Source organism: Vibrio sp. 10N.222.51.C5, from assembly GCF_041474575.1.
Taxonomy (GTDB): domain Bacteria; phylum Pseudomonadota; class Gammaproteobacteria; order Enterobacterales; family Vibrionaceae; genus Vibrio; species Vibrio crassostreae_C.
Window position 1 is genome coordinate 98,759 of the sequence record NZ_JBFRUJ010000007.1, and the last position, 17,382, is coordinate 116,140.

Below are 17,382 nucleotides of genomic sequence, written 5' to 3' on the forward strand. Positions count from 1 at the left end.
TAGATGTACGTACTAGAACTTCAATTTGAGTGTTTTGATAACACAACGGTAAGCGCTGTCGACAAGGCGGTTAATGGCTTAATGGATGCACTTCGTTATAACGGACAAGTGTTAGGTCGTGAGTTCCCAATCGTGATGGGCGATGGGGAATTCTATGTTCGCGTTGTGTGCCCGGAGCAAGATAGCTTGCACCCGCGAAATCACTCAGACTTTGTGAAAGTGTGTTTTGATCGCTTGTCTAACGCGAGCCTACTAGCGCCTAAAATGCGTTTGCTCGGTCGAGATCTGAACTCAGAAGAAGTGGCAGAAGATGAAACACCAAGCTGGCAGGTGTTATACACGACATTCGTGCACACCTGTTCACCGCTGCGTAGTGGCGATAGCTTGCTACCAATCCCTTTGTATCGCAACCCGCCAACCTTCAATGGTGACCATAAAGCCGTGTTGAAATGGCAGACCGAATGGCAAGCCTGTGATGAAGTACAAATGGGTGGTGGTTGTCGCGCGGAACATGCAACGCTAACCGAGATCAGTGACACGAAGAGTGTGCTGTTTAAACGCGGTTGGGGTCTAAGAGGGCGCATTGAGTATCTGACTAAGGTTCCAACCTACTACTACTTATACCGTGTCGGTGGGATCAGCCTGAAAGATGAAAAAGAGCGCAAATGCCCGCAATGTGGTGGTGAATGGCTGCTAGATGCGCCTATCCACGATATTTTCTATTTCAAGTGTGATGACTGCCGATTGGTGTCAAACATCTCTTGGGATCACCTGAAGTAATCGACTTTGTTTCGCTTAAATCTGAGATGCTTTACTTTCTAGCAAATCTTTATCATTAAAAAAGGGGCTGACGTTATGTCAGCCCCTTCGGGTATCTATACAGTGCTGTCGTTTAGTTGATTACCAACCTTTAACGACGCCACCTTGGAAGATGTCAGAAGCTGCGTTGTACACTTCTTCAGTTTGGTAAGCTTTAACGAAGTTTTGTACGTTTTCAGCGTTTAGGTTGTCTTCACGAGAAACGATTAGGTTTACGTAAGGAGAATCTTTGTCTTCAACGAATACGCCATCTTTTTGTGGAGTCAGGTTGATAGAGCTCGCGTAAGTTGTGTTGATGATAGATAGAGCAACATCATCAAGAGAACGTGGCAGTTGAGCTGCGTCTAGTTCAACAATCGTTAGGTTCTTAGGGTTACCCACGATGTCGCGAACTGTAGCTAGAAGACCTGCGCCTTCACGAAGTTCAAGAAGACCTTGTTGCTCAAGAAGAAGTAGAGAGCGACCTAGGTTTGTAGGGTCGTTTGGTACAGCAATACGAGCACCGTCTTGGATTTCGTCTACCGATTTCACTTCTTTAGAGTAACCCGCAATTGGGTAAACAAACGTGTTACCAGCGATAGTTAGCTTGTAGCCACGGTCAGCCACTTGCTGATCTAGGTACGGTGCGTGTTGGAATGCGTTGATGTCGATAGAACCATCATCTAGAGCTGCGTTTGGTGTTACGTAATCCGTGAAAGTAACCAGTTCAACGTCTAGGCCGTATTTCTCTTTCGCTACTTTAGCTGCCACTTCAGCAACTTGCGCTTCTGCACCTGCCATTACGCCAACTTTTACTTTAGAAGTATCCACTTCTTTATCGCCACAACCTGCTAGAACTAGCGCTGAAGCTGCTGCTGCGATAGTTAGTAAACCTTTAAGGTTAAATTTCATAATAATCTCCTTTTAATAAATCTATTTAATTAGGTTCAGACGACTCTACTCTTTATGTGTGAGTCTTTATCTGTGGTCAACACGGCGAACTAATGAATCACCGATTGATTGAATAATTTGTACCAGCACAATCAACATCACTACTGTCACAGCCATGATGGTCACATCGTAGCGGTGGAATCCGTAACGAATCGCGACATCACCTAGGCCACCTCCGCCTACAGTACCGGCCATTGCTGAGTAGCTCACCAGAGTCACTAGCGTAATCGTTACTGAGTTGATGATAGTCGGTAGTGCTTCTGGAAGCAGAACCTTATTGATGATTTGTGTTGGTGTTGCGCCCATTGATTGGGCCGCTTCCACTAGACCTGTTGGTACTTCAAGTAGTGCACTTTCGATAAGTCGAGCCACGAATGGGATAGCGCCAATCGTCAGTGGAACAATCGCTGCTGTTGTACCGATGAAGGTACCAATCAGCATCTTAGTCAGTGGAATAATCGCAACCATCAAAACTAAGAAAGGTACTGAACGACCCACGTTCACAATCGCACCTAGAATCTTGTTTACTTTGGTGTTCTCTAACAGGCCACCTTTTTTAGTCGTATGCAGAATCACGCCTAGTGGAATACCGACCGCGAAGCCAACAATGCCTGCAACAGCAACCATGTAAAGCGTTTCGCCTGTTGCGCCTAAAAGAAGGTTACCGTTAAGGCTGATCCAGTCAGCAATCTCGTTGAAACTAAAGGACATAACCAAGCACCTCTACTTTTACATTGTTGTCGCGTAGGAATTGGATAGCAGCATTATCATCTGCTTCATTACCGAACAGTTCAGCGACCATCATGCCGAACTTCACGCCACCGGCGTAATCAAGGTCAGAACTTAAGATGCTGACATCGATATTGAATTTACGTGCGATTTGCGTCATTAGCGGAGCATCAACCGTTGCACCAGTAAACTCAAGACGCACCAGCGGGTAGCTGCTGTTTACGCGAGTCTCTTGCAAACGTGCTTGGTAATCTTCAGGGATCGTCAGATCCAACGTTGAGCGAATAAACTGATGCGCTAGCTCTGTCTTCGGATGAGCAAAGATGTCACCGACTGTACCTTTCTCTACCAATTCACCGCCGCCAATGATCGCAACCTCGTGACAAATGCTTTTAACCACATCCATCTCGTGTGTAATAAGCAGGATAGTGATGTTCAGCTTGCGGTTGATTTCACGCAGCAGCTCAAGGATAGATTGAGTTGTTGCTGGATCCAATGCGCTGGTGGCTTCATCACATAGCAGTACTTTCGGGTCAGAGGCCAGTGCGCGAGCAATCGCCACACGCTGCTTTTGACCACCACTTAGGTTTGCCGGGTAGGTGTCACGCTTATCAGCAAGGCCAACCAGTTCAAGTAACTCGCTGACTTTCGCTTCAATAATCGCTTTATCTTTACCAGCAAGTTCTAGAGGCAGTGCTACATTGTTAAATACAGTACGAGAAGACAGCAGGTTGAAGTGCTGGAATATCATGCCGATGTTACGGCGCGCTTCGCTAAGTTCTGATTTGCTGAGTTTTGTTAGGTCGATACCGTCAACAATCACTTCACCAGAGGTCGGAGCTTCCAACATATTTACACAACGGATCAGGGTACTTTTGCCTGCACCAGAAGAGCCGATGACTCCAAAGATTTGACCTTGAGGAATGTGGAGGTTGATATCAATTAAGGCATTGATTTCTTTAGTGCCTTGATAAAAAACCTTGTTGACTTGATTCACTTTAATCATAGAGAAACCCGTGCAGGTAGAACAGAATAATATGTCGATAGCTCGCTCGATTTACAGACGATGCTATGGTGTTCTATGATCTAAGTCAATAGATATTTTTACGTCTAGACGGCTAAACGTCGATTGTATGGCTAAGCTAGAAACAAATCGTTAACGAACGCAAAACTAAATAGATAGTGATGAAGCAAATAAAGCGTGTAATAATTAATGATTAATAGAGAGTTGATAGAGAACAAAATTTTGTCTAAACCTGCTGTTTTTTTAGATCGTGATGGAGTGATTAACGTTGATCACGGCTACGTACATGATGAGCATGACTTTGAATACATCGATGGTGTGTTTGAAGCGGCGAAAGCGTTTAAAGATATGGGTTATTTATTGGTGCTAGTGACCAACCAATCTGGTATTGCTCGCGGCATGTTTAGTGAAGACCGTTTTCTTTCTTTAACGCAGTGGATGGATTGGAACTTTGTTGATAATGGTGTCGAGCTCGATGGCATTTATTACTGTCCTCACCACGCTGAGCACGGTATTGGTGACTACAAGCAAGATTGTGAATGTCGTAAGCCAAAGCCAGGCATGTTCATTTCTGCTCGTGACTTTCTGAAGATTGATATGGCTAACTCGGTCATGATCGGCGATAAAGCGGAAGACATGATGGCTGCAGAAGCAGCAGGTGTTGGTACTAAAGTCTTGGTAAGAACGGGTAAACCCATCACTGAAAAAGGTGAAGCGTTGGCTAGCGTGGTACTTGATAGCATTAAAGACGTACCCGCTTTCTTAAAAGGCTAAACGTTTTATTTATCACTAAGGTATGGACCTATCATTAGGCACTTACATTAGGTTTGTTCGAACCTGTGAATAGGCTAAGTGTCGTTGACTATATAAAGATGAGGAACGAAGTATGAAAGCTATGTTGGTAGCATCTCTATGTACAGTAGCATTGGTTGGGTGCTCTAAATCAGCAGCCCCTGAGACTGATAGCGCAACATCGAATGATCAATTCGCGACTTATCAATGTGAGTCTGACGTCTCGTTTGATGTGTCTTACCTTGATAATGAAAAAGCGGTACTACGCTTGCCTGATAATGAATACCGCCTGACTCAAGTTCCAGCGGGCTCAGGAACCAAATACATCTTAGATGATGGCACTTCAGAGATGATTAACAGCATCACTTTGCGCACGAAAGGTGACAATGCGCGTCTAGAACTTGGTCGCGTAGTCTATCGAAATTGCCAAAGTAAGTCATAGTAAGAACTGCTAGTATTTACAAACAGTTAAGTGAGGGAATCTACCCTCACTTTTTCTTCTCTTCCCTTTAACGTTAGACTTTTTATGAGCAAAAAACTCACTATTCTTGATATTGCAAAGCTGTCCGGTGTTGGTAAGTCAACCGTATCACGCGTTCTGACCAATGATCCAAAAGTGAAACCTGAAACCCGTGAAAGGGTGGAAAGAGTAATTCAAGAATCTGGGTACACGCCTTCAAAATCTGCGCAATCGATGCGCGGTGGCAGTCAAAAAGTCATCGGCGTAATCATTTCTCGTCTGGACTCTCCTTCTGAAAACAAAGCGGTAAGTACGATGCTGGCCGAGTTGTATCGAGCGGATTACGATGTCGTGATCATGGAAAGCCAACTTGATAGAGATAAAGCCAATGAGCACCTGCAAGTTCTAAAGCGTCGTAACGTTGATGGCATTATTGTATTTGGTTTTACTGACTGCGATATTCCGGCAATCGAAGCTTGGGAACACAAAGCGGTGGTGATTGCTCTGGATACCGAGAACGTGACGTCGATTAACTATGATAACCAACAGGTGATCAATAGTGCGTTGGTGCATTTATCGGATCAAGGGATCTCTGACGTTGGCTTTATCGGGGTTGATCCTAGTGATAAATCAACCGGTGAACTGCGTCTTAAGGCTTATCTCGATTGGTGTGAAAACACAGGTTCAGTGGCAAACTATCGTACTGGTCAACTTCATCACGAAAGTGCTTATCAGCTGGTGGATGAGGTGTTAACTCCCGCGACTCAAGCGATCGTTTGTGCCAGTGATACGCTGGCTCTTGGTGTAATCAAGCGTCTGCAAGAACTACAACGTGAAGATGTGGTGGTGACTGGCGTTGGTGGTAATGATCTTCTCTCTTTCTTATTCCCACGAGTATTTAGCATTGATCCTGGTTACCAATCTGCAGGTAAGTTGGCTGCTAATCTATTGATCTCTCAGCTTTTAGGCAATTCAGAGATCTCTCATCATACGCAATCTCCTATTCTATAATCCACTCAATTAAGCGAAATTGAACGGCTTAGATTAAAATTAGAGTGTGATCTCTTTCAATTAATGGGATTGTTCCCATTTTAATTTATCATTCATACGGGCATTATAATAACCGTAATTGGGAATGTTCCCATAAATCTAAGTCTGAGTGATTATAGCTTGCATGGTTTAGATGAGTAATTGAATGAAACCAGGGTGGGGTAGTATGAGTAAGATAGCGAAGCAAGACGTTGCGCGTCTTATCGAGTTAGTCGGTGGTAAAGAAAACATTGCGAGTGTCAGCCACTGTCTGACTCGACTGCGTTTTGTATTGAACGATACAGAGCAGGCCAACAAAGCTGAACTCGAAAAACTGAAGCTAGTAAAAGGCTGTTTTACTAATGCAGGCCAATTCCAAGTTGTGATTGGCACTGAAGTTGATGAAGTGTACGCACTTCTGATTGAACAGACAGGTAAAGAGGCATCATCAAAAGATGAGGCGAAGCTGGCTGCTCGTCAAAACATGAACTTCCTTGAGCGTGGTATCTCCCATTTAGCCGAAATTTTCGTACCACTGCTGCCTGCCATCATTACAGGTGGTTTGATTCTTGGTTTCCGTAATGTGATTGGCGACATTCGCATGTTCGACGGCAAAACCCTCGTTGAAATCAGTCAATTCTGGGCAACCGTTCACTCTTTCTTATGGTTGATCGGCGAAGCTATTTTCTTCTTCCTACCGGTTGGCGTGTGTTGGGCTACGGTTAAGAAGCTTGGCGGAACCCCTATTTTGGGTATCACGCTCGGTGTGACCTTAGTTTCACCACAACTCATGAACGCATACATGATAGGTAAATCGGTACCTGAGGTATGGGATTTTGGGCTGTTCGTGATTGAGAAGGTCGGTTATCAGGCTCAGGTGATCCCAGCGATGTTAGCGGGTGTGGCTTTGGCGTTCATTGAAACCAATCTTAAGCGTATCGTCCCTGCTTACTTGTACCTAGTGGTTGTGCCATTTGTATCGATTATTTTGTCTGTGATTCTAGCGCACGCTTTCATTGGCCCATTCGGTCGTATGTTAGGCGATGGTGTGGCATTCGCGGCTAAAGCTGCAATGACAGGTGATTTTGCGATTCTTGGTTCAGTGGTTTTTGGTTTCCTATACGCACCTTTGGTTATCACGGGTATTCACCACACCACCAACGCGGTGGATCTGCAACTGATGCAAGACTTAGGCGGGACACCAATTTGGCCTTTGATTGCACTATCAAACATTGCACAAGCATCGGCAGTAGTCGGCATCATTATCTTGAGTAAGCGTGAAGGTGAACGAGATATCTCGGTTCCTGCGGCAATCTCAGCCTACTTAGGTGTAACAGAGCCTGCGATGTACGGTATTAACCTTAAATACAAATTCCCAATGCTGAGCGCAATGATTGGTAGTGCTGTTGCAGCCGCAATCTGTGGTAGCGCGGGTGTGATGGCGAATGGTATCGGTGTCGGCGGCTTGCCGGGCATCCTATCGATTCAACCTCAATATTGGTCTGTTTACTTAATTGCGATGCTGGTGGCGATTGTACTACCCGTCACGTTAACACTGTTCTTCTATAAACGAGCACAGATGAAAGGCGAACTAGAAACCGCCAACGCGTAATGCATTTAATAAGCGATGACTCCAAAGTGAGCCATCGCTTTTTCTCTTAGTTATAGCTTTTTCTTTTAGTTATAACGGCTATTCGACCATGATTCACATGGTGATTTTTATTTTATATTTTCTGGTAAGTGAGTGTTAGAGATGGCGATGACTGAACATGATGAAAGCTGGTGGAAAACCGCAACCATCTATCAAATCTACCCAAAGAGCTTCTGCGACAGTGGCAGTAAAGGTACTGGCGACATCAAAGGGATCATTTCGAAACTGGATTACCTCAAACATTTGAGTGTCGATGCGATTTGGCTAACCCCGGTTTACGCATCTCCTATGATCGATAATGGTTACGATATCTCAGACTACTACGCGATTAATCCTCAATTCGGCACCATGGAAGACTTCGACTTATTGCTGTCTGAAGCGCACCAACGTGGTATCCGTATCGTGATGGATATCGTGGTAAACCACACCTCGACAGAGCATGCATGGTTTCAATCTGCTTTGGGCGACAAAAACAGCTCTTACCGCGATTACTATATTTGGAAAGATCCCGTAGATGGTCAAGCACCAACTAACTGGCAGTCTAAGTTCGGTGGTAATGCGTGGGAACTAGATGAGGCGACTGGGCAATACTTCCTACACTTATTCGCCAAAGAACAGGCTGACCTCAACTGGGAGAACCCGGTTGTACGTGAAGAAGTGAAAGACGTTATCAGCTTTTGGGCAGAAAAGGGCGTTGATGGTTTCCGCTTGGATGTGATCAACCTGATTTCGAAGCAGCAAGACTTTCCTAATGATGATATCGGTGATGGCCGTCGTTTCTATACCGATGGTCCACGTGTACACGAATACCTGAAAGAGATCAGCGAAGCCGTATTTCAGAAGTACGGCAGCGTGACCGTAGGCGAGATGTCTTCAACCACGTTGGAACACTGCCAGCAATACTCAAACGTTGATAACAGTGAGCTATCGATGGTGTTTAACTTCCACCACCTTAAGGTCGATTACACCAATGGTGAGAAGTGGACCAATGCGCCGTTTGATTTCTTACAGCTCAAATCGATCTTTAACCACTGGCAAACGGGATTGAATGGCAAAGGGTGGGGCGCACTATTCTGGTGTAACCACGACCAACCAAGAGTGGTGAGTCGCTTAGGTAACGATCAGCAATATCGCGTTGAATCAGCCAAGATGCTCGCCGCTTCTATCCACATGATGCAGGGCACACCTTATATCTATCAAGGTGAAGAGATTGGCATGACTAACCCTAGCTATACTGAAATTAGCCAGTATCGTGATGTTGAGAGTACCAATATGTACGACATCATGGTGAACCGTGATGGTGTGGCTCATGAAGATATGATGGCGATTTTGGCGCAGAAGTCTCGTGATAACTCTCGTACACCAATGCAATGGAACAGTGAGCCTTACGCAGGGTTCTCACAAGCTCAGCCATGGCTTGATGTAGCGAATAATTACCCTGGGATTAACGCTGAGCAAGCACTGGAAGACAAAGACTCTGTTTTCTATTTCTATAAGAGTTTGATTGAGTTACGTAAACAAGTGCCAGTGATTACAGATGGCAGCTATCAAGATCTATTGCCTGATCACTCATCCATTTTTGCATATGCACGTGAGAACGAAGGGCAAACCTTGCTGTGTATTAACAACTATTATGGTGAAGAGGCGGAGTGCGTTTTACCGGAACGTTTTGATATGACTAAGGCGAAGAGTCTGTTGTCTAACTATCAACAAGCGAACACTTCAGTTGCATTACATCATCAAGTCTTACGTCCTTACGAGACTCGTATTCTCTTGATTGAAGGTTAACCTTGTTTTTATTTCAATCGGCTTGATTCTCTTCCCCTTAAAGGATTCGGCTGTTAAAAGGCTTTGGAGTGCTCCCCAAAGCCTTTTTTGTTTTAGTGATGGCTGGAATATCGTGCCTCGAGTCTACTTGCGAGAAGTTTGAGCATCGAGTGCCAGCAACGACAGAGCAGGTAATGAACTCTAAGACGCGTAATTCACCGAGTAGCGAGTTGGTTTGTGGTTCATTGCCAATACGATGTTCAATACTGCGGTGCCTAATACAGAAACGGCAATCACCCAAGGTGACACGAAGAAGAACGATGCAAACAGAATACACGCATCAATACCCATTTGTGTTTTGCCTACCGAGATACCGTAGCGGTCTTGGATAAACAAGCACAGTACGTTGAAGCCACCCAGACTTGAGCGGTGACGGAATAGGATTAGCATACCTAAGCCCATTAGTAAGCCGCCGGCAACAGCACAATAGATCTCGTTATGAACTTCTAGCGAGATAACTAAGTATAAATGATCGGCAAACACAGACACTAAAGCACCAGAAATCGCACTGCTAATAGCAAAGCTACGGCCGAATCGTTTCCATGCTAATAAATAGAATGGACAATTGGCAACAAAGTACAAAATACCAAAGGTTACAGGCAAGAATTGACTCAAAAGCAGAGCCAAGCCAGTAGTGCCCCCGGTAAGCAGGTTCGCTGACTGTAAAAAGAAGACGCCTAACGCCACTAAAAACGTGCCAGTGAGAATCGCTACCCAATCTTCTTTACGTGAGTGTTTTTCCATCGTTTTTATAATTACCTAACCAATAAAGGCGTGCATAGTAGAGAAAAACCTTAGCTTTCGGTAGCTTGAGGGGCAAAATTAAGGTAAACCTATGTAATCTGCGTTTTACAGGGTGTAAAGCGTAAAATTGACAGTAAGCGCCATCTTTGGTTGGATAAGCCAAATAACCATGATGAATCTTATATGTGATTATGAAAAAACTGCATGATAAAATTGCAATTAGCTCTTTATGACCTAGATCAAATTATGTAGAATGCGTCACATCAAAACGGTGACGGAAACGTTTGCTTTCGGTCGTTGTGTGGTTTTTTTGAAACTTTCAGTACAATCTGAGTCAGGAGATACAGATGCTTAAGCGTGACATGAACATTGCTGATTACGATGCGGATCTATTCGCAGCTATCCAAGAAGAAACTCTTCGTCAGGAAGAGCATATCGAACTTATCGCTTCAGAAAACTACACAAGCCCACGTGTAATGGAAGCTCAAGGTTCTCAGCTAACAAACAAATACGCTGAAGGCTACCCAGGCAAGCGTTACTACGGTGGTTGTGAGTACGTAGACAAAGTTGAAACTCTAGCAATTGAACGTGCATGTGAACTATTTGGTGCAGAGTACGCAAACGTACAGCCTCACTCAGGTTCTCAAGCAAATAACGCTGTATACATGGCACTACTAAATGCAGGCGATACGGTTCTAGGTATGAGCCTAGCACACGGTGGTCACCTAACTCACGGTTCTCCAGTAAACTTCTCTGGTAAGCTTTACAACATCATCCCTTACGGTATCGATGAAGCGGGTCAAATCGATTACGAAGAGATGGAAAAGCTGGCTATCGAGAACAAGCCTAAGATGATCATCGGTGGTTTCTCTGCTTACTCTCAAATCTGTGATTGGAAGCGCATGCGTGAAATCGCTGACAAAGTAGGTGCTTACCTGTTCGTAGATATGGCTCACGTAGCAGGTCTAATCGCTGCAGGCGTTTACCCGAACCCAGTGCCACACGCTCACGTAGTAACTACAACGACGCACAAAACGCTTGCGGGTCCTCGTGGTGGTCTAATCCTTTCTAACGAAGGCGAAGATCTTTACAAGAAGCTGAACTCAGCAGTATTCCCAGGCGGCCAAGGTGGTCCTCTAATGCACGTTATCGCTGGTAAAGCAGTAGCGTTCAAAGAAGCTCTAGAGCCAGAGTTCAAAGAATACCAAGCACGCGTTGTTGCTAACGCAAAAGCAATGGTTGCTGAATTCCTAGCTCGTGGTTACAACATCGTTTCAGGTTCTACAGAGAACCACCTGTTCCTAGTTGACCTAATCAACAAAGACATCACAGGTAAAGAAGCAGATGCAGCACTAGGTGCAGCAAACATCACTGTAAACAAGAACTCAGTACCAAACGACCCACGTAGCCCATTCGTTACTTCAGGTATCCGTATCGGTTCTCCTTCTATCACTCGTCGCGGTTTCTCAGAAGCAGACGCGAAAGAGCTAGCAGGTTGGATCTGTGACATCCTAGATAACATGGGTGATGAGTCTGTTATCGAAGCGACTAAAGCAAAAGTACTAGAGATCTGTAAGCGTCTACCTGTTTACGCTTAATTTTTCTGGCTCAAATAGCTTAATTTCTGTGTCAAAGGTGCTCATTTACATTCGTAAACTCCGCGCCTTTTCCTTGAACTAAAGCTATTTGATTGAAAAATACGATTTGAAAGGCTCCTGTTGGGAGCTTTTTTTGTTTTTTTGGGTATTACGTTGTCGAGCATGCTCACTTACATTCGTAAGCTCCGCGTGCTCTCCTAGAATTTCAAACAACTACTTTGAAAAATATTGATACTAGAGGCTCCTTAATAGGGGCCTTTTTTGTACTTGGAAGTTTTAAAATTGTTGTCGAGCATGCTCACTTACACCCGTAATCTCTGCGTGCTCTCTTAGAATTTCAAACAACTACTTTGAAAAGCAATGATACTAGAGGCTTCTTTAAAGGAGCTATTTTTTGTATCTGGTGGCTGGTGGATTTGGGATTAAGAGTAAAGAAAAGCGGGTATTAAAAAGGGTTAATGCTTTCACATTAACCCTTTGGTATTTGGTAGTGTCGATTCTACTTTTTGATGCTAAGTAGGGTGCCTGACTTACACTTGAAAGAGTAGTAGTGGCGGCTTTCACTGAACTTACCTAGGCCTTCGCCATCACAGTAGTCGATGTTGATGTCACGCATCACTTCTAATGTGTCTTCGCTGTTCAAAGCGAATTTAGAGCCATCAGAACAGACGATACGAACTCGTTCATCATGGCTTACAGAGTAAATATCGACTTCAGTATTACACAGCTCAAAAGAGGCTTCGCGAAAGTTGTCTTGCTGAGTATTTGAAGCGCAACCTGCGGTGAGTGCGGCTGCGATAACGGCTAAAAGTCCGAGTCTTTTCATTGTTAATCCTTCACTATCATCAAGTTGGGTGATGAGTTTTATATGCTAGTTTGGGTAGCCTATACAACAATACGCTTTGGTTCAAGGCGCGTTCGTTGACTCTAAGATATAAAAGTATAGGTGCAGACAGATAATTTATAACGGGTTTGCTGCATGTTTGCTTGTTACGTATCACCAAAAAAAAGACCAACACAGAGGTTGGCCTTTAAATAGGAAGATTTTTTTAACGACTATCGAAACTGTTTAGCTTCTGGAAGATACTCAAAACCAGCAGACGCGAGCTTTGCGATCAATGCTGCTTTGTCGATCTCGTAGAAGTTGACCACTCGATCCAAATCACCACCGAAGTCGTCACGTAGCTTCATGTTGACGATACTCATCAACATTACAGGATCCATTTTTTCAAAATTAGCGAGGTTCATATTAGTCCTCGAAATCTGAGATCAGCAGGTTTGCAGCGGCAAAGGCTGCACGCTCACGCGCTTCTTTAGGAAGAGATTCATCTGCAGCAAGGTCATTCAATGTTTTTACCGCGCAGGTGATCGCTTTAGGGATATAGCCTTGGTCGCCACTGCCAATTTGAGAATACAGTTCACGCACCAAATCACAACAATCGTATACTTTCATTTTTATACCTAACCAAATGATAACTGATCTCAATATACACATAGAGATAAGCAAAAACAAAGTGGATCTGATTAAGTTCAGAGTTAGTTTGTCCTTGCTCAATATCTCACTTGGTTAGCTCGCTGCTTAGGCCGTTCTTTACGGCTTCGTTTGGTACTTGCCGATTAGCCAGAGACTTGTTGTTCAAGTTGATAGGTGACTTCATCAGCAAGATTGAGCTGTTTCGCGAGCTCTTTCAGGTACGCCTTTTCCATGAAATTCTGTTCGTCGGCCACAATCAAAGAGGCTAAGTAGATCTCACTCGCCTGTTGAGGTGACGTTGCCAGTTGAGCGATTTCGCTTGGGTCGAGTGGCTTATGCAGTTCTTCAGAGACCAATTTAGTCAGTTGATAATCAGCGCCCATATTCTCGACGGCTTGCTCTATCTTAGCCATCTCTTCTTCATCAACATGGCCATCAGCTTTAGACGCGGCAATCATCGATCGTAGAATCAGCACGCTGTGGTTTGCATCATTTTCATCAAACTGAGCCTGTTCGGCGTTAGGTGTCTGGCCTTGTTTGGACTGGTAGTCGTTGTAGACTTTATAAGCCAAAGCGCCCAGTGCTGCTGCGCCGCCAATCCCAGCCGCTTTCTTACCCATTTTCTTAGTCTTCTTAGAGCCCATTAACGCACCTAACAGTCCTCCGCCAACTGCGCCTGCACCGAAGGCTCCGAGTGTACTTTTACTGCTACTCTTGCTATTGCTGCCTTGAGAAAGGCCACTTAAACTTGAAGACCCTTGTGAAAGTTGCTGAGTACCTTGTTTTACGAGATCTGATTTAAGTGCTTGGTTCAGTAAGCTTTTGATATCCATCGATACCTCCAATGGTGAGCATGTCCAAAAAGTTGATGACACCAATATACGGATTTAAAGATGAACAGGGGATTAACTTACGTTATTTACTCTACTGATAAATAGAAGGGAGTTTGAAGCGAAATGACAGGCACAAAAAAGGCCACCTAACGGCAGCCTTTCAATGTTTATCTAGTCAGTAATCGGATTACTAAGCTAGTTGAGCCTTAAGGTGCTCGATAACCGTGTCCATTGCGATAGCTTCTTTATCACCAGTACGACGGTTTTTGTATTCGAAGTTACCTTCGTCCATGCTGCGATCGCCGATAACGATAGTGTGAGGGATACCCACAAGCTCGATATCTTTAAACATAACACCAGGGCGCTCTTTACGGTCATCGAATAAAACTTCGATACCCATAGCTGTTAATTCAGCGTATAGCTTCTCAGCTGCTTCTTTAACGCGCTCAGATTTGTGCATGTTCATTGGTACGATAGCAACTTGGAACGGCGCTAGTGCGTCTGGCCAAGTGATACCGAATTTATCGTGGTTTTGCTCGATAGCAGATGCAACAACACGTGAAACACCGATACCGTAACAACCCATTTCTAGGATTACGCTCTTACCATCAGGGCCAAGCACGTTACAGTTCATTGCTTTAGAGTAAGTATTACCTAGTTGGAAGATGTGACCAACTTCAATACCACGCTTAAGCTGGATAGTACCTTGACCACATGGGCTTAGGTCGCCTTCAACTACGTTACGTAGGTCTTCAACTTGAGCCAGCTCAACGTCACGACCCCAGTTGATGCCGAAGTAGTGCTTACCATCTACGTTTGCACCAGCGCCAAAGTCGCTCATTACAGCAACAGAGCGGTCAACGATGAATGGTAGCTCTAGGCCAACAGGTCCAAGTGAACCAGGACCTGCACCAACAAGTGCGCGGATTTCTTCTTCAGAAGCCATCTCTAGCGGAGAAGCAACCTGTGGAAGGTTTTCTGCTTTCACTTCGTTAAGCTCGTGGTCACCACGGATGATTAGAGCAATAATATCTGCTTCTACTTCATCAGATGCTTTAACGAATAGAGTCTTAACTGTCTTCTCGATTGCTAGACCGTGCTGCTCTACAAGTTCTGCGATTGTTTTTGCGTTTGGCGTATCAACCAATTCCATCTCTTGAGTAGGCGCTGCAACTTCTTCAGTAGGAGCTAGTGCTTCTGCTTTCTCGATGTTCGCTGCGTAATCAGATTCAGAAGAGAATGCGATTAGGTCTTCGCCGCTTTCAGCAAGAACGTGGAACTCTTGAGAGCCGCTGCCGCCGATTGCGCCAGAGTCTGCTAATACCGGGCGGTATTCAAGGCCCATGCGGTCGAATGCTTTACAGTAAGCATCGTGCATCGCTTGGTAAGACTTTTCTAAGCCTTCTTTGTCGATATCAAAGCTGTACGCATCCATCATAGAGAATTCACGTGCACGCATTACGCCAAAACGAGGGCGGCGCTCATCACGGAATTTAGTCTGGATTTGGTACAGATTTAGAGGTAGCTGTTTGTAAGAGCTGATCTCGTTACGTACTAGACTCGTTACCACTTCTTCAGCTGTTGGGCTAAGAACAAATGGACGAGAGTGACGGTCTGTGAAACGAAGTAGCTCAGGCCCCATCTTTTCAGAACGGCCAGTCTCTTCCCAAAGCTCAAACGGTTGAACTACGGGCATCAAGATTTCAACGGCACCTGCATTATCGATCTCTTGGCGAACGATATTTTCGACTTTACGCAGTACACGTAGACCAGTAGGTAGCCAAGTATATAAACCTGAAGCTAGCTTACGGATCATACCTGCACGTAGCATCAGCTGGTGGCTGATAACTTCTGCGTCGTTTGGAGTCTCTTTCAGAGTAGAAAGAAGGTAGTTACTGGTACGCATTCTATGGTATCCGTTTCATCATTGATAAAAGAAAACTTGCTGTCGTTCGTAACCACAGCAAATCTGATATAGCCGCATATAATATCAGCCTATTTGGGATCTCAAAAGCGTTCAATGTCAGTTACATTGATGAAAAGCGTTTCAACCACGAATTTCACGTTAAGATTGAACAAATTTACCGCATATTCCTTGTTGTCAGGCTTGCCTTTTTTATAGGCAGGTCGCGGATCTTGGCCTAATACTTCTTTGATCACCTGAATGATATGGCGCGCTTGTGGATGGCTTGCGAGCTTACTTTGCGCTTGCTGCGAAAAGTTAACGTCGAGCACTTCTGGTTCATCGGCGGCAAACCCTCCCAATGCATCCGGAATCGAATCTGAATAGGGGATATAAGGCTTGATGTCGATGATCGGTGTACCGTCTACTAAGTCGACGCTGCCGAGATCCAACCAAGTCTGTCCTTTCTCTTGAGACACACCTTTTAGTTCAACCGCAGACATGCCAATTCCATTTGGTCTGAATGTGGCACGTGACGCGAATACACCAATACGTTCATTCCCGCCAAGGCGAGGTGGCCTCACAGTTGGTTTCCAGCCTGCTTCAAGGTTCTTGTCGAACAGAAATAGTAACCAAACATGGCTAAATTGCTCTATATCACGAACAGACTCAAGGCAGTTTGCTGCATCAACCAATCTGACTCTTGAGGTGGATGTGGGTACCAACCTGGGCTGCCTTGGCACAGCGAACTTCTCTTTATAAGGAGACTCAATAAAGCCAACAGGTTCAATTGTGTACATAGTTGGGTGTTCTCTGATTACGATTAAGACGGAAAATATCATAAAATCGCTTGTTTTTCTTTTGATAACAATTGTCACTTGTAGTGTTATAACATATCAAGTTGGTTATTTAAGGGGAATACAATGAAACCGAATATCCATCCAGATTACCGTCCCGTGGTTTTTCATGACACCAGTGTCGATGAGTACTTCTTAATCGGCTCAACGCTAAAAACAGACCGTACTATCGAATGGGAAGTCGGCAATACTTGCCCTTACTTCACGATTGAGGTGTCGCCAAAGTCGCATCCTTTCTATACGGGCAAACAACGAGTGCTACATAAAGAGGGACGCGTTGCGAACTTCACTCGTCGTTTTGGTCAATTAGGTAAGGGAGCTAAATAATGAAAGTTGTTAAATCACTTAAAAGTGCGAAAAGCCGTCACCCTGATTGCCAGATAGTTAAGCGTAGAGGGCGTCACTATGTGATCTGTAAATCCAATCCAAGATTTAAAGCGGTTCAAAAATAACCGTCAATATGATGTGACATGTGTGTAAAAACGAGGGGAAAGTCAAACTTCATTCATTTGTCTGTTTTTCTTTTCCTTCGAGAGGAACTTAACCGGATATCGAGTGTGTATTTAACGTACGATGTATTTTATTTTCAAGTGAATCAATGGGTTATATTGTGAGTTATATTTCTAGTGAATGCGTTGTTGTAAATTATAAATCTAGTTTTTGTGTTTAATATAGATTTATTTGCTAATTAATTGTTCAAATAGAGTTAAAA

19 protein-coding genes are annotated in these 17,382 nt (G+C 44.4%); 9 read left to right on the forward strand and 10 right to left on the reverse strand.

From position 1 onward, the window contains the following. Positions 1-3 precede the first annotated feature (3 nt). Complete coding sequence (locus AB4558_RS02265; protein WP_017060766.1) at positions 4-780, forward strand: Zn-ribbon-containing protein; 777 nt, start codon at positions 4-6, stop codon at positions 778-780. Between the two features lie 120 nt (positions 781-900). Here AB4558_RS02265 and AB4558_RS02270 read toward each other — a convergent pair whose 3' ends face one another. The 3 genes from AB4558_RS02270 to metN all read right to left on the reverse strand — a co-directional run bounded on the left by AB4558_RS02270 (position 901) and on the right by metN (position 3,484). Beyond that, positions 901-1,710, reverse strand: coding sequence for a MetQ/NlpA family lipoprotein (locus AB4558_RS02270; RefSeq protein ID WP_017060765.1), 810 nt, complete (start codon positions 1,708-1,710; stop codon positions 901-903). A 66-nt stretch (positions 1,711-1,776) separates the two neighbouring features. After that, a complete protein-coding gene (locus AB4558_RS02275) occupies positions 1,777-2,460 on the reverse strand; it encodes a methionine ABC transporter permease (RefSeq protein ID WP_017060764.1) in 684 nt (227 codons plus the stop codon). Continuing rightward, the gene (gene metN / locus AB4558_RS02280) at positions 2,450-3,484 is read right to left on the reverse strand and encodes a methionine ABC transporter ATP-binding protein MetN (RefSeq protein ID WP_017060763.1); all 1,035 of its coding nucleotides are present in this window, start codon (positions 3,482-3,484) and stop codon (positions 2,450-2,452) included. Before metN ends, AB4558_RS02275 begins: the two co-directional genes overlap by 11 nt. 207 nt (positions 3,485-3,691) lie before the next feature. Between metN and gmhB the strand changes: the two genes are divergently transcribed. The 5 genes from gmhB (at position 3,692) to treC (ending at position 9,222) form a co-directional block, all read left to right on the forward strand. Then, complete coding sequence (gene gmhB, locus AB4558_RS02285) at positions 3,692-4,276, forward strand: D-glycero-beta-D-manno-heptose 1,7-bisphosphate 7-phosphatase (protein WP_017060762.1); 585 nt, start codon at positions 3,692-3,694, stop codon at positions 4,274-4,276. 112 nt (positions 4,277-4,388) lie between these two features. Next, positions 4,389-4,736 carry an MliC family protein gene (locus AB4558_RS02290; RefSeq protein WP_372072554.1) on the forward strand — a complete coding sequence of 116 codons (348 nt, stop codon included), beginning with the start codon at positions 4,389-4,391 and terminating at the stop codon, positions 4,734-4,736. Between the two features lie 84 nt (positions 4,737-4,820). Next, the gene (treR, locus tag AB4558_RS02295) at positions 4,821-5,765 is read left to right on the forward strand and encodes a trehalose operon repressor TreR (RefSeq protein WP_017060760.1); all 945 of its coding nucleotides are present in this window, start codon (positions 4,821-4,823) and stop codon (positions 5,763-5,765) included. Between the two features lie 205 nt (positions 5,766-5,970). After that, positions 5,971-7,395: a PTS trehalose transporter subunit IIBC gene (treB, locus tag AB4558_RS02300; protein ID WP_372072552.1), complete on the forward strand. Its 1,425-nt coding sequence runs from the start codon at positions 5,971-5,973 to the stop codon at positions 7,393-7,395. 141 nt (positions 7,396-7,536) lie between these two features. Beyond that, positions 7,537-9,222, forward strand: coding sequence for an alpha,alpha-phosphotrehalase (treC, locus tag AB4558_RS02305; protein ID WP_372157910.1), 1,686 nt, complete (start codon positions 7,537-7,539; stop codon positions 9,220-9,222). Positions 9,223-9,402: 180 nt separating this feature from the next. Here treC and AB4558_RS02310 read toward each other — a convergent pair whose 3' ends face one another. Next, positions 9,403-10,005, reverse strand: coding sequence for a YitT family protein (locus tag AB4558_RS02310; protein ID WP_017060757.1), 603 nt, complete (start codon positions 10,003-10,005; stop codon positions 9,403-9,405). Between the two features lie 347 nt (positions 10,006-10,352). On the opposite strand from AB4558_RS02310, the gene glyA reads away from it, so the two are divergent. Then, complete coding sequence (gene glyA / locus AB4558_RS02315; protein ID WP_017066387.1) at positions 10,353-11,603, forward strand: serine hydroxymethyltransferase; 1,251 nt, start codon at positions 10,353-10,355, stop codon at positions 11,601-11,603. A 499-nt stretch (positions 11,604-12,102) separates the two neighbouring features. Here glyA and AB4558_RS02320 read toward each other — a convergent pair whose 3' ends face one another. From AB4558_RS02320 to tsaA, 6 genes are all read right to left on the reverse strand, one after another. Then, positions 12,103-12,429: a hypothetical protein gene (locus AB4558_RS02320; protein ID WP_017072003.1), complete on the reverse strand. Its 327-nt coding sequence runs from the start codon at positions 12,427-12,429 to the stop codon at positions 12,103-12,105. 230 nt (positions 12,430-12,659) lie between these two features. Then, positions 12,660-12,851, reverse strand: a complete 192-nt coding sequence (locus tag AB4558_RS02325; protein WP_004738555.1) for a DUF4250 domain-containing protein — start codon at positions 12,849-12,851, stop codon at positions 12,660-12,662. 1 nt (position 12,852) lies between these two features. Continuing rightward, positions 12,853-13,056: a YaeP family protein gene (locus tag AB4558_RS02330; RefSeq protein ID WP_008222923.1), complete on the reverse strand. Its 204-nt coding sequence runs from the start codon at positions 13,054-13,056 to the stop codon at positions 12,853-12,855. Positions 13,057-13,220: 164 nt separating this feature from the next. Further along, complete coding sequence (locus AB4558_RS02335; RefSeq protein ID WP_017063352.1) at positions 13,221-13,910, reverse strand: tellurite resistance TerB family protein; 690 nt, start codon at positions 13,908-13,910, stop codon at positions 13,221-13,223. Between the two features lie 190 nt (positions 13,911-14,100). Then, complete coding sequence (locus tag AB4558_RS02340) at positions 14,101-15,816, reverse strand: proline--tRNA ligase (RefSeq protein WP_010436451.1); 1,716 nt, start codon at positions 15,814-15,816, stop codon at positions 14,101-14,103. A gap of 101 nt (positions 15,817-15,917) precedes the next feature. Beyond that, entirely contained in the window at positions 15,918-16,613 is a 696-nt protein-coding gene (gene tsaA, locus AB4558_RS02345) for a tRNA (N6-threonylcarbamoyladenosine(37)-N6)-methyltransferase TrmO (RefSeq protein ID WP_017063354.1), read from the reverse strand. Positions 16,614-16,736: 123 nt separating this feature from the next. On the opposite strand from tsaA, the gene AB4558_RS02350 reads away from it, so the two are divergent. After that, a complete protein-coding gene (locus AB4558_RS02350; protein WP_136982694.1) occupies positions 16,737-16,997 on the forward strand; it encodes a type B 50S ribosomal protein L31 in 261 nt (86 codons plus the stop codon). Then, positions 16,997-17,122, forward strand: coding sequence for a type B 50S ribosomal protein L36 (gene ykgO / locus AB4558_RS02355; RefSeq protein WP_010436457.1), 126 nt, complete (start codon positions 16,997-16,999; stop codon positions 17,120-17,122). The genes AB4558_RS02350 and ykgO overlap by 1 nt, the downstream gene beginning before the upstream one ends. Positions 17,123-17,382 lie beyond the last annotated feature (260 nt).

Coding starts and splice junctions, on each gene's coding strand:
- AB4558_RS02275 (WP_017060764.1), bottom strand. CDS start 2,460: ATGTCCTTTAGTTTCAACGAGATTGCTGACTGGATCAGCCTTAACGGT.
- glyA (WP_017066387.1), top strand. CDS start 10,353: ATGCTTAAGCGTGACATGAACATTGCTGATTACGATGCGGATCTATTC.
- AB4558_RS02310 (WP_017060757.1), bottom strand. CDS start 10,005: ATGGAAAAACACTCACGTAAAGAAGATTGGGTAGCGATTCTCACTGGC.
- AB4558_RS02330 (WP_008222923.1), bottom strand. CDS start 13,056: ATGAAAGTATACGATTGTTGTGATTTGGTGCGTGAACTGTATTCTCAA.
- gmhB (WP_017060762.1), top strand. CDS start 3,692: ATGATTAATAGAGAGTTGATAGAGAACAAAATTTTGTCTAAACCTGCT.
- tsaA (WP_017063354.1), bottom strand. CDS start 16,613: ATGTACACAATTGAACCTGTTGGCTTTATTGAGTCTCCTTATAAAGAG.
- treC (WP_372157910.1), top strand. CDS start 7,537: ATGGCGATGACTGAACATGATGAAAGCTGGTGGAAAACCGCAACCATC.
- metN (WP_017060763.1), bottom strand. CDS start 3,484: ATGATTAAAGTGAATCAAGTCAACAAGGTTTTTTATCAAGGCACTAAA.
- AB4558_RS02335 (WP_017063352.1), bottom strand. CDS start 13,910: ATGGATATCAAAAGCTTACTGAACCAAGCACTTAAATCAGATCTCGTA.
- AB4558_RS02320 (WP_017072003.1), bottom strand. CDS start 12,429: ATGAAAAGACTCGGACTTTTAGCCGTTATCGCAGCCGCACTCACCGCA.
- AB4558_RS02270 (WP_017060765.1), bottom strand. CDS start 1,710: ATGAAATTTAACCTTAAAGGTTTACTAACTATCGCAGCAGCAGCTTCA.
- AB4558_RS02265 (WP_017060766.1), top strand. CDS start 4: ATGTACGTACTAGAACTTCAATTTGAGTGTTTTGATAACACAACGGTA.
- AB4558_RS02350 (WP_136982694.1), top strand. CDS start 16,737: ATGAAACCGAATATCCATCCAGATTACCGTCCCGTGGTTTTTCATGAC.
- AB4558_RS02325 (WP_004738555.1), bottom strand. CDS start 12,851: ATGAACCTCGCTAATTTTGAAAAAATGGATCCTGTAATGTTGATGAGT.
- treR (WP_017060760.1), top strand. CDS start 4,821: ATGAGCAAAAAACTCACTATTCTTGATATTGCAAAGCTGTCCGGTGTT.
- AB4558_RS02290 (WP_372072554.1), top strand. CDS start 4,389: ATGAAAGCTATGTTGGTAGCATCTCTATGTACAGTAGCATTGGTTGGG.
- AB4558_RS02340 (WP_010436451.1), bottom strand. CDS start 15,816: ATGCGTACCAGTAACTACCTTCTTTCTACTCTGAAAGAGACTCCAAAC.
- treB (WP_372072552.1), top strand. CDS start 5,971: ATGAGTAAGATAGCGAAGCAAGACGTTGCGCGTCTTATCGAGTTAGTC.
- ykgO (WP_010436457.1), top strand. CDS start 16,997: ATGAAAGTTGTTAAATCACTTAAAAGTGCGAAAAGCCGTCACCCTGAT.